Source organism: Acidovorax sp. BL-A-41-H1, from assembly GCF_051942715.1.
Genome location: NZ_JBPVJQ010000006.1, coordinates 42,491 through 55,197 on the forward strand (window position 1 = coordinate 42,491; position 12,707 = coordinate 55,197).

Consider the following 12,707-nt stretch of genomic DNA (forward strand, 5'->3'; position numbering starts at 1 on the left):
TCTCCGGTGGGGATGGATGGAGCCCGTCTGGTGCGGGTTGGCGTCGATGGAGGAGGTGCGTGTATCAGGCTGCGCCAAAGCGCCGGCGGATGTCGGCTGCAGTGGCCAGCGGGCGGCCCAGTGCAGCGCCGGCTTCGACAGCCTGGCGCACCAGTGCGGTGTTGTCGGGCGCCTGGCTGCCGTTCTTGCACAGCAGGTTGTTTTCAAAGCCCACGCGGGCGTGGCCGCCAAACACGGCAGCGGCTGCCACGCAGGCGTTTTCGGCTGCGCCAAAGGCGCATACCGCCCAGGGCTCGTCGCCCTCGTGTGCGTTCAAAAACGGCAGCAGGTCGCGCGGGCTGGAGGTCTGGCCGGCGCTGTACCGACCCAGCACAAACAGCAGGAACCACGGCGCATCGGGCACCACGCCACTGGCGCGCAGGGCCTGCCAGCGGCGCAGGTCGGGCACGTCGTACAGGATGACCTGCACCATGGTGTGGCGCTGTGCCAGACCGGTGAAAAAGCGCTGCAGGCCGGCTTCGCCAATCTCGGGCTTGTCCACCTCGCGCAGGCCGATGGACACGGCCTCGGGCTGCAGGGCCTCGACCATGGCGATCTGTGCAGGCGCCTGGTACACGCTGGCGGCCTCGCTGGTGATCTGGATCACCATGGCATCGCCCACGGCCTGGCGCACCACGCGCTGGGCCTCGCGGTAGCCCTCCACATCCAGGCTGTGGCGGCCTTGCGCATCGCGGATGTGCATGTGCAGCATGGCGGCGCCTGCATCGAGGCAGGCTTTGGCCGTGGTGGCCAGGGTGGCGGGCGTGATGGGCACTGCCGGATGATCGGCCGGCTGCTTGTAGGCGCCGTTGGGGGCCACGGTCACGATCAGCGGGTCGGCCCATGGGCTGGCAGTAGCGGGTGATGCGGGCGAAGCGGTCATGAAAGATCTCCGGTGTTTGGTGCGGTGCCGGGCGGCGGCTCGATGGTGGGTAGCTCGCTGGCCAGCAGCGCCAGGCCCTGGCGCAGCAGCGTGTCGTAGCGCGAACGCTCCGCGCGCTTGCGGTCTTCGGGCCAGTCAAAAAAGCCCTTGCCAGTCTTCATGCCCAGCTGGCCCTGCGCCACCTTGTCGCGCAGCGCCTGGGCGGGTACATCGGTGTTGGAGAGGGTGGGGTACATGGTGGCAGCGGCGGCGGTGTGTACCTCAATGCCCGCGTGGTCGCGCTGCAGCACCGGGCCTGCCGCCAGAAAGCGAAAGCCGAAGCCGAAGCGCACGGCGGCGTCTACGTCTTCGGGCGAGGCAATGCCTTCGTCGATGAGCGCAAACGCCTCGCGCGAGAGCGCATGCTGCATGCGGTTGGCCAGAAAGCCCGGCTTGTCTTTCTTGACCAGCACCGGCACGCTGCCGCAGCCGCGCATGAAGGCGTGCAGCCAGGTGCCCAGGGCCGGGTCGCTGCGCTCGCCCAGCACCACCTCCACCAGTGGCACCAGGTGCGCGGGCATGAAAAAGTGCAGCCCCAGCATGCGCTGCGCTGTGGCCAGCCCCTGGGCGATGGCGCTGATGGGAAAGCCCGAGCTGTTGCTGGCCAGCACGGCGTTGGCGGGGGCAACGGCTTCCAGCTCGGCAAACAGCGTTTGCTTGGCCGCCAGTTGCTCGGTGATGCATTCCACCACCAGCACCACACCGCTCCAGTCCACATCCTGCAGCGTGGCGCATACCTGCACCGGGCCGGCGTGGGTGGCCTGGCCTGCGGCGGCCAGCTCTTGCGCGATGTGGGGCAGCAGCAGGGCGCGGCGGTCGGCATGGGGGTCTATTACCGTGACGTGGGCGCCGCCCCGGGCCAGTACCACGGCCACATCGGCGCCCATGGTGCCGCCACCGACGACCACGGTGCGGGCGTTGCGTGGCGAGCTGTTGTCCATCGGGTCCATCCTGTCTCCTTGTCTTTTGGCGAATCCAGTCACTTAGACAGCCAGTCTAGGCAGCCATCATTGCGCGGTCCAGACGTCTTTTTCGATAGACTGATCGGCTATGAAGATCAATTGGTCTGCCCGAGAGGTGGATGTGTTCCTGTCACTCGCTGACACGCTCAGCTTTCGGCGCACTGCGCTGCAGATGCACCTGTCGCAGTCGGCGGTGTCAGGCACCGTAGCCCGGCTCGAAGACATGCTGGGCGCGCGGCTGTTTGACCGCACCACGCGCACAGTGCAGCTCACGCAGGCGGGCGAGGTGTTTGCCGAACAGGCGCGCTTTTTGCGCCACCAGATGGATGAAACCGTGCGCCGCGTGCAGGAGGTGGCGCAGCTGCAGGTGGGCCGCATTGCGCTGGCGGCGCTGCCGTCGCTGGCTGCAGGGGCGGTGCCCCGTGCCTTCGCGCGCTTTGCCGCCCAGTACCCAGGCGTGCAGCTGGAGCTGTTTGACAGCCTGGCCGGCCCGGCGTTTGACATGGTGCGCGCGGGCCGGGTGGACTTTGCCCTGACGGCAGCCAACCCGGCGTACGCCGACCTGGATTACACCCCGCTGGTGTCAGACCGCTTTGTGCTCCTGATGGGCCGCCAACACCCGCTGGCCCGCGGCCGCAGCGCCGTGGCGTGGGCCGATGTGGCCGGGCTGCCCCACATCTCGATGCCCGCTGGCACCAGCGTGCGCCAGTACGCGCAAGAGGCGCTGCTGACCCACCGCATCCGCTTTGCGCCCCGCTACGAGGTGGAGCACCTGGCCACCATTGCCGCCATGGTGGCCGCAGGGCTGGGCGTGAGCGCGCTGCCCGAGCTGGCCGCGCAGGTGGTGCAGCGGCCCGAAGTGGTCACCCGGCCGCTGAAGGCGCCTGTGCTGCACCGGCCCATCGGGCTGATCACGCTGCGCGGGCGGCCGCTGTCGCTGGCTGCGCAGGCCATGGTGGCCTTGCTGCGCGACGAGGTGGAAGGCGCGAATGCGGGTGTTGCCTGATGGCAGGTCCGGCGTATCGGCTGGCAGGAAATGGGGTGGCCCTGGCGGGGAACACGCCAGACAATGGAGCATCCTTGGTGTTTTGTGTCCTCTTGAACTGGTAGCCCCATGAGCATTCCCTCCCGCGTTCAACTCATCGATGTCGGCCCGCGTGACGGCCTGCAGAACGAAAAGACCCCCGTACCCGCCGCCGTCAAGATCGAGCTGGTGCACCGCCTGCAGGCCGCGGGCTTGCAGGAAATCGAAGTGACCAGCTACGTGTCGCCCAAATGGGTGCCGCAGATGGCCGACAACCATGAGGTGATGAGCGGCATCGCGCGGCAGCAGGGCGTGGCGTACTCGGTGCTCACGCCCAACCTCAAGGGCTTTGAAGCGGCGGTGCCGGACAGGCCCGATGAAATCGTGGTCTTCGGCTCGGCCAGCGAAGCCTTCAGCCACAAGAACATCAACTGCAGCATTGCCGAGAGCATCGAGCGCTTTGCGCCCGTGGTGCAGGCCGCGCTGGCAGCAGGCATCCGCGTGCGCGGCGCCATGAGCTGCACCGTGGGCTGCCCGTACGAAGGCGACATTGCACCCGAGCGTGTGGCCTACCTGGCCGGCCTGCTCAAGGGCATCGGAGTGCAGCGCGTGGATGTGGCCGACACCATTGGCGTGGGCACGCCGGGCAAGGTGCAGCGCGCGCTGGAGGCCACGCTGCAGCATTTCGGCATCGACGATGTGTCGGGCCACTTTCACGACACGTACGGCCAGGCGCTGGCCAACACGCTGGCAGCGCTGCAACTGGGCGTGTGGAACTTCCAGGCGTCGATTGCCGGCCTGGGGGGCTGCCCGTATGCGAAGGGCGCCACCGGCAACGTGGCCACCGAAGACGTGGTCTACATGCTGCACGGCATGGGTATCGAGACGGGCATCGACCTGGACAAGCTCATCGACGCGGGCGCGTATGTCAGCGGTTTTCTGGGGCGTGCGCCTGCGTCGCGTGTGGCGGTGGCGCTGCTCAACAAGCGGGCAGCTGCTACGGCGTAGCCCGGGCCGGGCCGGTGTCGGCCCGGTGGAACGCGTGGCCGCTGCCCGTCTGCTTGGCCACGTACATGGCCCGGTCGGCACACCGCATCAGCTCGGTCAGCGAGCGACCGTCCTGAGGACAGCGCGCAATGCCCGTGCTGACCCCCACGGACAGCGAACGGCCGTCCACGTCCAGCGGCTGGCGTACCGCGGCGCCCAGGCGATGGGCCAGCGCGGACAGATCCTCCTGGGTCATGTCGCTCTTGATCAGGATGACGAACTCGTCCCCGCCCAGGCGCGCCACGATGTCGCCGGCGCGCATGTGGTCCTGCAGCCGGTGGGCCACGCCCAGCAGCACGGCGTCGCCCACGTCGTGCCCGTGCTGGTCGTTGATGGGCTTGAAAGAGTCCAGGTCCAGCAGCATCAGCGCATGGGGTGAGCCATCGTTGAGCATGCGGGCCGCGCCCTGCGCCAGGCCCGCCCGGTTGGCCAGCCCGGTGAGCGGGTCGGTGGCGGCGGCCTCGGCCAGGTGATCGGCATGCAGGCGCAGCGCCTCCTGCGAGGCGCGCATGCCATTGATGCGGGTACTCAGTGCAATGGCAAACACCACCAGCTCGGCCGCCACGCCGCTTTGCAGCCCGTACGCCACGATCCAGGGTGCATTCATCACCTGCCAGTTCACCAGCACCACGCCCAGCGCCGACAGGAACAGCAGCGCCTGCCCCCCCAGGTACCAGCGAGCCGCAGCGAGGCCGCGGCGCATCACCACCACTGCTGCAACGCTGCAGAACAGCGAGCCCACGCTGGCCAGGACCTCGTTGATGGTCTGTGAAGCGCCGAACCACCCGGCCAGGCCCAGCAGGGTGCTCCCGGCTGCGATCCAGGACATGGTCTGCAGCGGTCGATCAAGATAGGGCAACTGCCGGGTCTCCAGGAAGCTGCGGGCGAACTGGGCGCCAAACAGGATCCACAGGCCCGGCAGCACTACATGACCGCGCTCTTGCCACCATGGCCAATCGCCCCACAGGTAGTGCGCGGCGTGCCCGTTGTAGGCGGCCAGCGTCAGCAGCGCAAAAACGCACTGACCCAGGTAGTACACGTACGCCGGTATGCGGAAAACGCTGGCGAGCACGGTGTTGTAGACCAGCAGGGCCAGCAGGATGCCGTAGCAAATGCCGTCAAAAAGCCGCTTGTGCTGGCGCCATTGCAGGTACTGCGCCGTCTCCCACACTGCAATACCCAGGATCGGGGCCGCCTCGCTGGAGATCCGGGCATACACCGTGTAGGTACCCGGCTGCGGCAACTGCAGGCGCATCACGATGCGCTCGCTGCCCAGCGGCCGGCTGGCGTAGGGCTGCGACTGCCCGGTGTGTACTGGGGCAGCCAGTGCCTTGCCAGTCGCGTCGAACGGGCCGTAGAACCGCACATCGCCCAGCGCCGTGGTCGAGGTGGCCAGCACCCAGTCGCCACCGTGTGCGCGTTGCTCGACCTCGACCCGGAACCATTGGGCCTTGCCGGAGGTGTCGCGCAGCGCAGCGCCCGGCGCCATGCCAAACCGGCCCGCATGGACGGGGTTCCTTACGTCATCCAGCGAGAGCAGGCCCGTTTCATCGCTCAGCCACTGCAGATGCCCGGTACCGCCCAGCGATAGGCCGTTCGGGTCGGCGCGCAGCTCGAGGGGTGAGGCGCTGGCGGCAGGCAGTGCGCCCAGCAGGGCCAGGCACAACAACAGGAACGCGCGAAACAGCTTCATGGACAATGCAGGTTGGGCTCGCATCCGCCAGCAAGGGCAGTGGCGGGAGCGGCGGAGCGTCAATCGATACCTGGCCGGTGCGGCACGGTTCGCAGACCCGAGATCCGCTGCGCCGGCCGCGCGATGAAAGCAGCAACGTAGCGCTGCTGCCGTCCATAACATGCTTTCCGTGTCTTTCAATTCTCCTTCATTTCATGAATATACAGAACGTTCCTGAGGGCATGCAGCGCGTTGCCGCGGAGCTGCTGAGCGCAGGGCATCCCCACGCGCCGCGGATGCTTGACGACGCTGCCCGCACTGCGCAGCAGGCTGCCGATGCGCTGGGCATCCTGGTCGGTCAGGTGGCCAAGAGCATCATCTTTCGCCGCAAGAGCGACGACGCTGCGGTGCTGGTCGTGACGTCGGGCGACCGGCGTGTGGATGAGAAAAAGGTCGAGGCCCATGTGGGCAAGGTGGGGCGGGCCGATGCCGAGTTCGTCAAGCAGCGCACCGGGTTTTCCATCGGCGGCGTGGCCCCGCTGGCGCATGCCACACCGCCGGTCACGCTGATCGACCGCGACCTGCTGCGCTTTGAGGTGGTGTGGGCCGCTGCAGGGCACCCGCACGCCGTGTTTGCGCTGCACCCGTCAGACCTGGCACGGCTGACGGGCGCGCCGGTGGTGGACGTGGTGCAGGAGGCCTCCACACAATGAATGCTATCGATTTGCTAGCTATAAAGGCAAGTGAAACAGGCGCTGCAGGCCATTTTGACCAAAAATCGGCTGAGCCGGTGCCTTCTCCATGCATTTCGGTGTGTCGCATGTCGCCGGACCGCAGTCATTGCGAAGGCTGCTTTCGCACGCTGGATGAAATCCGCATCTGGTCACGCGCCGATGCCGACCTGCGGCGCGGCATCTGGGCGCAGCTGCTTGGGCGGGCGGGCATCGCCCCGCCTTCGGCCTGACGGGGTCTGTCGAGAACCTGCGTACAAGGATGCACACCCAGACCCGATCCCCGGGTGAACCGTGTGTCGAATGCCGATGAGTAACTGAATTTGCCAAGGAGACCTCAGCCATGAAACGCATCACGTTCTATCTCGACTTTGTGTCGCCCTATGCCTGGCTGGCGTTCGAGCGCTTGCCCGAGGTGCTTGAAGGCCTGAGCTACAGCGTAGCCTACAAGCCCGTGCTGCTGGGCGCGCTGCTGCAACAGCATGGCAACCCCGGGCCTGCGGGGATTGCGCCCAAGCGCGACTGGACATACCGCCACGTTACATGGCTTGGCCATGCGCAGGGCACACCCCTGCAGATGCCTGCCCGCCACCCGTTCAACCCGCTGCCACTGCTGCGCCAGTCGCTGGCCTGCAGCGACGACGGGCACATCAACCGCTTTGTGGCCGGCGCCGTGCTGCGTCACGTGTGGCAGGGCGGGCACGACGCGCTCGACGCGGGGCGGCTAAGTGCCCTGGCTGTCGAGCTGGCCGAGCAGATCCGCCCGGGACAGGATGCCGCGAGCGAAGCGCCCAAGGCCTTCTTGCGGGCCAACACCGAGGCCGCGCAGGCCGCCGGGGTGTTTGGCGTACCGGCGTTTGAAGTCGACGGAAAAATTTTCTGGGGCCTGGACGGTTTGCCGATGCTGCGCGCCTACCTGGATGCAGACCCCTGGTTTGAAAACGGCCAGTGGGATGCCGTGGGGCAGATCGGCTCGGGCCTGCCCTCGCGGGGCTGATGCGGCCCGCCGTGCGGCGTTGCCAGAACGCACGGTTATTTCGATTCAGGCTGACAAATCATTGCGCCATGCAGCCCGCGGTTGTCAGCCCTGAAGGCCCGCCAACCACCTGAAACCGTGCAACTCCCGCATGTCGAAAGCAAGCGTGCGGGTTTCACCCTAAGTTGTCAGAGAGCGGTCAGTTTGGTGAAAGCTCCTGTTGGTTTGGCGTCAGAGCGTGGTCAGTGGCGTCTCCAAGAATGCGTGCAGTCCGCTGTCAGGCGGTCTGAATAACCAACAGGAGACATTCCCATGGCAAACACCCATCCCGCACCGCGGCCGATGTCAGCCGAAGAGCGAAAGGTCATCTTCGCGTCTTCGCTCGGCACCGTCTTCGAGTGGTACGACTTTTATCTGTACGGCTCGCTCGCGGCCATCATCGCCAAGCAGTTCTTCTCGGGCCTCGACCCGCAAGCTGCGTTCATTTTTGCGCTGCTGGCTTTCGCTGCGGGCTTCATCGTGCGTCCGTTCGGCGCGCTGGTGTTCGGCCGCCTGGGCGACATGATCGGTCGCAAGTACACCTTCCTGGTGACCATCTTGCTGATGGGCGCATCGACCTTCATCGTCGGTATCCTGCCCAACTACGCCACCATCGGCGTTGCGGCTCCCATCATCCTGATCATCCTGCGCATGCTGCAGGGCCTGGCGCTGGGCGGTGAGTACGGTGGTGCTGCCACGTACGTTGCCGAACACGCTCCGCAAGGTTCCCGCGGCGCCTACACGGCCTGGATCCAGACCACGGCAACGCTGGGCCTGTTCCTGTCGCTGATGGTGATTCTGGGTACCCGCACCATCATCGGTGAAGCCGCCTTTGCCGACTGGGGCTGGCGCGTGCCGTTCATCGTGTCGATCGTGATGCTGGGCATCTCGGTGTACATCCGTCTGTCGATGAACGAATCGCCTGCCTTCCAGAAGATGAAGGCCGAGGGCAAGACCTCCAAGGCCCCGCTGACCGAAGCCTTCGGCCAGTGGAAGAACATGAAGATCGTGCTGCTGGCCCTGTTCGGCCTGGTGGCTGGCCAGGCTGTGGTCTGGTACTCGGGCCAGTTCTATGCGCTGTTCTTCCTGACCAGCGTGCTGCGTGTGGACGGTGCCACTGCCAACATCCTGGTGGCCATGTCGCTGCTGATCGGTACGCCGTTCTTCGTGATCTTCGGTACGCTGTCGGACAAGATCGGCCGCAAGCCCATCATCCTGGCTGGTATGGCCCTGGCCGTGGTGACGTACTTCCCGCTGTTCAGCATGCTGACGAACGCCGCCAATCCTGACCTGGCAGCTGCCCAGGCCAAGAACAAGATCGTGGTGTCGGCACCTGCTGGCGACTGCTCGTTCCAGGGCAACCCTGTGGCCCGTGAGATTGACTTCACCAAGTCCTGCGACATCGCCAAACGCTTCCTGGCCCAGAACTCGGTGAGCTACGAGAACGTGACGGCCACGGCTGCCGGTCCATCGACCGTGACGATCGGCGACAAGGTCATTGCAGCACCCACCGCCAAGGTCGTGAACAGCAAGTTCGACGAAGAAAGCACCAAGAACATCGCCGCCTTCAAGAAGGAAGTGGCTGATGCCCTGAAGGCTGCCGGCTACCCCACCAAGGCTGATCCCGCCAAGATCGACAAGGTCATGATCGTCGTGATCCTGACGATCCTGGTGATCTACGTGACCATGGTGTACGGCCCCATTGCCGCCATGCTGGTGGAAATGTTCCCGACCCGCATCCGCTACACCTCGATGTCGCTGCCCTACCATATCGGTAACGGCTGGTTCGGTGGCCTGATGCCTACCATTGCGTTTGCGATGGTGGCCCAGAACGGCAACATGTACCACGGCCTCTGGTACCCCATCGTCATCGCGGGTGCAACGTTCGTGATCGGTCTCCTGTTCGTCAAGGAAACCAAGAACAACGACATCTACGCAGACGACTGATATCGGGTCCGCCCAGCGTCCCGGCCGCAACGCCGGGACACTTAATCAAGGGCCTTCCCTGCCGGAAGGCCTTTTTTTAAGTGAACCTCAATTACGGAGAATTGCCATGTGGAAGATTGCTGTTGGATTTGTCGTGTTTGCTGCGCTGGCCATGTTTGTGATCATCAAGGGCGGCAGCAACCTGGACATGGGTGGTGAAAAGCATGGCACGGACACCTCGCATTCGCCTGCGGCGCCTGCGGCGCCTGCCTCTGCAGCCGCCACGCCTGCGCCTGCGCCGACTGCTGCCACGCCTGCTTCGGGCGCCAGCGAAGCCAAGTAATTCCGCTCTGCAAAGCGTTGGGCGTGCTGATCGGATAGTCCCGCGGCAGGACTGGCGGACGCTGGTCGGCTGGTCGGCTGGTCAGGTGCGCGTTTCACCAAGAGCTCATGCCCGCACCGTACCTCTTGCCGAGGTCGTGGGGCGAACCAGGAGCTGAAGGCGTTTCGGGCTGCATTGCTGCCAGGGCCACGCGCAGTCACGGCGGTGGCCTGCCTGATCCGTGAGGCAGATCCCGCAGCCGCCCGAACCCGCGCAATGCTGGCTCTGCCACGATCTGGGCGGCTCCGAGCGTTGTTCCCGACAACGCTCACCGGGCGGTCAGCAGTACCTCACGTGGACGAGTTTGCTGCACGGGCCTCGAAAGGCCCGTCTGGCCCTTTCTAGCGCTTGAAGCGCCCGTCGCTGCCGATGATCGAGAGATCGGAAAAATCAAGCCCGCTGTGGTCGGTGGCGCTGTAGCTCAGCTCCAGCCCGCCCAGGTCCCACTTGCGGATGCTTTCAAGGCCGGCGTGCAGCTTGCCGCGGTCGGGCCTGGGGCCTGCGCGCCTGATGCCTTCGACCAGCACCTTGGCGCTCACAAAGCCTTCGACCATGGCGGGCGTCAGGTCGCCCAGGCTGCGTGCGCGCGCGAGGTCCATGGCCTCCTTGATCACCGGGTAGTTCAGCGAGCGCTCCGAGGGGAACACCTGCGTGACCACCACGCCACGGGCCTGGCTGCCCAGCGCCTTCACAAAGCCGCCCGACGCGTTGTTGGACAGCGTCACGATCTGCCCCGTGACGCCTGCTGCGCGCAGGGCCTTGATGCCATCCACCACGGCTGCGCCCGTGCCGATGAAGATCACCGCCTGCGGCTGCTTTTGCGCCACGCGGGGGGCGATGGCGCTGTAGTCGGGCTTGGCCCGGTCGAACTTCTCGACGAACAGCGCCTCAATGCCGTTGGCCTTGAAGCCTGCCTGCGCGCCGGCCAGGCCGTCTGCGCCAAAGGTGTCGTCCACGTGCACCACGCCGATCTGCTTGACGCCCAGCGTGTTCAGGTGGGTGATGGCTTTTTCCACCTCGCGCTGATAGGGCGCGCGTACGTTGAAGATGTATTTGCTGACCGGCTGGTGCAGCGCGATGGCGCCAGTGGAAGGCCCCACCAAAGCTACGCCGTGCTGATCCAGCACCGGCATGATCCCCTGCGTGTGCGGCGTGCCGCGCGTCATGAAAAGGCCGATCACGCCCTTTTGCTCGATGAGCGTAACCGTGTTCTCCAGCGTCAGCTTGGGGTCGAACTTGTCGTCCAGCGAGACGACCTCGATCTTCTGCCCGCCCACGCCGCCGCGCGCGTTGACATGGTCGATGTACAGCGCTGCGCCCTGCATGGATTCAGCCACCGTGGCCGCTGCCGAGCCGGTGATGCCCACCGTCTGGCCGATGAGGATCTGCGCATGGGCGACGCCCAGCACCAGTGACGCTATGGCGGCGACCCGCCCAAGCTTGAAGATGGCGTGCATGTGTATCGTGTGTGAAGAAGGAGCGCCAGTGTAGGCAAGGCACACGGCGTGGCATCTGTAGAAATGCGTAGCTGAAAACACCTGACGGTGGCGCGCGGGGACCACACGATGGCGGCTGTGCAAAGCGCCTGCCTGTGCTGTGCACAGACGGCCGTTGCCGGCGCGTCCTGCCGGGCCGCCAGCCCCGTCAAGGCGCGGCCCTGCGGCATGGCGCCTGGCGAAGCCGCGCGTATCGCCAGGGCGCCCGCGCACCGGCGCAGCGCGGCCTTAGCTCAGCGGCGGAACTTGCCGTCCGTGCCGATGATGGAGAGATCGGCGAAGTCCAGGCCCGTGTGATCCTCGGGCGAGAAGTTCAGCTCCAGACCGCCGAGGTCATACTTGCGCATGGACTCCAGCGCCGCCTGCAGCTTCTCGCGCGTGGGCTTGGGGCCGGCGCGGCGAAGGCCCTCGACCAGCACCTTGGCGCCGGCAAAGCCCTCGAGCATGGCCGGGCTCAGGTCGCCCAGGCCTTTGGCGCGGGCCAGGTCCTGCGCTTCCTTGACCAGCGGGAACGTCATGGCGCGTTCGTTGGGGAACACCTGCGTCACGATCACGCCACGGCCATTGGCGCCCAGGCTCTTGATGAAGCCGCTCGAGGCATTGTTGGACAGCGTCACGATCTGTGCAGCCGAACCGGCCTGGCGCAGCGCGTTGGTGGCATCGACCACCGCGGTGCCCGATGCCACCATCAGTACCGCCTGCGCATCGGCCTTGGCAGCCTTGGCCACGATGGGGGCGAAGTCGGGCTTTGCCCGGTCGAACTTTTCCTGCACCACGGGCTGGAGGTTGCTGGCCGCCAGGCCCTTGAGAGCGCCGGCAATGCCGTCATCACCAAAGGTGTCGTTGGCCGATACCAGTGCGATGCGCTTCACGCCCATGGAGGCCAGATGGGTCATGGCCTTTTCGGCCTCGCGCTGGTAGGTGGCGCGCACGTTGAAGATGTATTTCTGCACCGGCCGGTGCAGCACGATGGCCCCGGTAGAAGGCGCCACCAGCGGCACGCCGTTCTTGTCCAGCAGCGGAATGATGGCCTGCGTGTGCGGCGTACCGCGTGTGAGGAACATCGCAACCACGCTTTGCTCCTCGATGAGCTTGCGCGCGTTCTCGGCAGCCAGCTTGGGGTCGAACTTGTCGTCCAGCGACACGAGCTCGATCTTTTGGCCGTTGACGCCGCCCTTGGCGTTGACCGCATCCAGAAACAGCAGCGCGCCGTCTGTGGTCTCGCGCACCCCTGCAGCTACCTGGCCGCTGAATCCTGCGGTCTGGCCGACCAGGATCTGCGCGTGTCCGGGCAGTATCACCGCAGCGAAAAGGGCCGCCATCGCGACCAGCTTCTTGGCTGATTTCATCGTGTCTCCTTGTGTCTTTTTGAAAGCAAAAGCAGTTTATCGACCGGCGGTGGCCACCGCGTCAGTAGTTTCCGAACGTTACGTGTGCTGCAAAGCAGCGTCAGCAGTGCAGCGTTTCCTGGGGGCAATTCAGGCGTGGCGG

Annotated in this window: 12 protein-coding genes; 7 read left to right on the forward strand and 5 right to left on the reverse strand. The window is 65.9% G+C overall.

All coding sequences use genetic code 11. From position 1 onward, the window contains the following. Nucleotides 1-64: 64 nt before the first annotated feature. Entirely contained in the window at nt 65-922 is an 858-nt protein-coding gene (locus tag ACTPOI_RS13465) for a 3-keto-5-aminohexanoate cleavage protein (RefSeq protein WP_440109566.1), read from the reverse strand. After that, nucleotides 919-1,902 (reverse strand): 3-hydroxyacyl-CoA dehydrogenase family protein, encoded by a 984-nt coding sequence (locus ACTPOI_RS13470; protein WP_440112622.1) that lies wholly within the window; start codon nt 1,900-1,902, stop codon nt 919-921. Before ACTPOI_RS13470 ends, ACTPOI_RS13465 begins: the two co-directional genes overlap by 4 nt. A 109-nt stretch (nt 1,903-2,011) precedes the next feature. Here ACTPOI_RS13470 and ACTPOI_RS13475 point away from each other — a divergent pair, with 109 nt between their 5' ends. Further along, the gene (locus ACTPOI_RS13475) at nt 2,012-2,929 is read left to right on the forward strand and encodes a LysR substrate-binding domain-containing protein (RefSeq protein ID WP_440109568.1); all 918 of its coding nucleotides are present in this window, start codon (nt 2,012-2,014) and stop codon (nt 2,927-2,929) included. Between the two features lie 108 nt (nt 2,930-3,037). Continuing rightward, entirely contained in the window at nt 3,038-3,955 is a 918-nt protein-coding gene (locus tag ACTPOI_RS13480) for a hydroxymethylglutaryl-CoA lyase (RefSeq protein ID WP_440109570.1), read from the forward strand. Here ACTPOI_RS13480 and ACTPOI_RS13485 read toward each other — a convergent pair. Then, complete coding sequence (locus ACTPOI_RS13485; protein WP_440109572.1) at nt 3,945-5,687, reverse strand: diguanylate cyclase domain-containing protein; 1,743 nt, start codon at nt 5,685-5,687, stop codon at nt 3,945-3,947. The genes ACTPOI_RS13480 and ACTPOI_RS13485 overlap by 11 nt on opposite strands. Nucleotides 5,688-5,881: 194 nt before the next feature. Here ACTPOI_RS13485 and ACTPOI_RS13490 point away from each other — a divergent pair, with 194 nt between their 5' ends. From ACTPOI_RS13490 to ACTPOI_RS13510, 5 genes are all read left to right on the forward strand, one after another. Continuing rightward, nucleotides 5,882-6,379 carry a YbaK/EbsC family protein gene (locus tag ACTPOI_RS13490; RefSeq protein WP_440109574.1) on the forward strand — a complete coding sequence of 166 codons (498 nt, stop codon included), beginning with the start codon at nt 5,882-5,884 and terminating at the stop codon, nt 6,377-6,379. After that, complete coding sequence (locus tag ACTPOI_RS13495) at nt 6,376-6,630, forward strand: DUF1289 domain-containing protein (protein WP_440109576.1); 255 nt, start codon at nt 6,376-6,378, stop codon at nt 6,628-6,630. Before ACTPOI_RS13490 ends, ACTPOI_RS13495 begins: the two co-directional genes overlap by 4 nt. Before the next feature lie 110 nt (nt 6,631-6,740). Beyond that, nucleotides 6,741-7,394, forward strand: a complete 654-nt coding sequence (locus tag ACTPOI_RS13500) for a 2-hydroxychromene-2-carboxylate isomerase (protein ID WP_440109578.1) — start codon at nt 6,741-6,743, stop codon at nt 7,392-7,394. A 291-nt stretch (nt 7,395-7,685) separates the two neighbouring features. Beyond that, complete coding sequence (locus ACTPOI_RS13505; RefSeq protein WP_069103755.1) at nt 7,686-9,359, forward strand: MFS transporter; 1,674 nt, start codon at nt 7,686-7,688, stop codon at nt 9,357-9,359. 106 nt (nt 9,360-9,465) lie between these two features. Beyond that, complete coding sequence (locus ACTPOI_RS13510; RefSeq protein WP_440109580.1) at nt 9,466-9,681, forward strand: hypothetical protein; 216 nt, start codon at nt 9,466-9,468, stop codon at nt 9,679-9,681. Nucleotides 9,682-10,061: 380 nt separating this feature from the next. Here ACTPOI_RS13510 and ACTPOI_RS13515 read toward each other — a convergent pair whose 3' ends face one another. Then, nucleotides 10,062-11,177: an ABC transporter substrate-binding protein gene (locus tag ACTPOI_RS13515; RefSeq protein WP_440109582.1), complete on the reverse strand. Its 1,116-nt coding sequence runs from the start codon at nt 11,175-11,177 to the stop codon at nt 10,062-10,064. A gap of 272 nt (nt 11,178-11,449) precedes the next feature. Beyond that, nucleotides 11,450-12,538, reverse strand: a complete 1,089-nt coding sequence (locus tag ACTPOI_RS13520) for an ABC transporter substrate-binding protein (protein ID WP_440112624.1) — start codon at nt 12,536-12,538, stop codon at nt 11,450-11,452. Between the last annotated feature and the right edge of the window lie 169 nt (nt 12,539-12,707).

What these genes read in the sequence shown, in the direction of transcription:
- ACTPOI_RS13470 (WP_440112622.1), bottom strand. Translation starts at nt 1,902, where the DNA reads ATGGACAACAGCTCGCCACGCAACGCCCGCACCGTGGTCGTCGGTGGC.
- ACTPOI_RS13490 (WP_440109574.1), top strand. Translation starts at nt 5,882, where the DNA reads ATGAATATACAGAACGTTCCTGAGGGCATGCAGCGCGTTGCCGCGGAG.
- ACTPOI_RS13505 (WP_069103755.1), top strand. Translation starts at nt 7,686, where the DNA reads ATGGCAAACACCCATCCCGCACCGCGGCCGATGTCAGCCGAAGAGCGA.
- ACTPOI_RS13495 (WP_440109576.1), top strand. Translation starts at nt 6,376, where the DNA reads ATGAATGCTATCGATTTGCTAGCTATAAAGGCAAGTGAAACAGGCGCT.
- ACTPOI_RS13485 (WP_440109572.1), bottom strand. Translation starts at nt 5,687, where the DNA reads ATGAAGCTGTTTCGCGCGTTCCTGTTGTTGTGCCTGGCCCTGCTGGGC.
- ACTPOI_RS13465 (WP_440109566.1), bottom strand. Translation starts at nt 922, where the DNA reads ATGACCGCTTCGCCCGCATCACCCGCTACTGCCAGCCCATGGGCCGAC.
- ACTPOI_RS13475 (WP_440109568.1), top strand. Translation starts at nt 2,012, where the DNA reads ATGAAGATCAATTGGTCTGCCCGAGAGGTGGATGTGTTCCTGTCACTC.
- ACTPOI_RS13500 (WP_440109578.1), top strand. Translation starts at nt 6,741, where the DNA reads ATGAAACGCATCACGTTCTATCTCGACTTTGTGTCGCCCTATGCCTGG.
- ACTPOI_RS13515 (WP_440109582.1), bottom strand. Translation starts at nt 11,177, where the DNA reads ATGCACGCCATCTTCAAGCTTGGGCGGGTCGCCGCCATAGCGTCACTG.
- ACTPOI_RS13520 (WP_440112624.1), bottom strand. Translation starts at nt 12,538, where the DNA reads ATGGCGGCCCTTTTCGCTGCGGTGATACTGCCCGGACACGCGCAGATC.
- ACTPOI_RS13510 (WP_440109580.1), top strand. Translation starts at nt 9,466, where the DNA reads ATGTGGAAGATTGCTGTTGGATTTGTCGTGTTTGCTGCGCTGGCCATG.
- ACTPOI_RS13480 (WP_440109570.1), top strand. Translation starts at nt 3,038, where the DNA reads ATGAGCATTCCCTCCCGCGTTCAACTCATCGATGTCGGCCCGCGTGAC.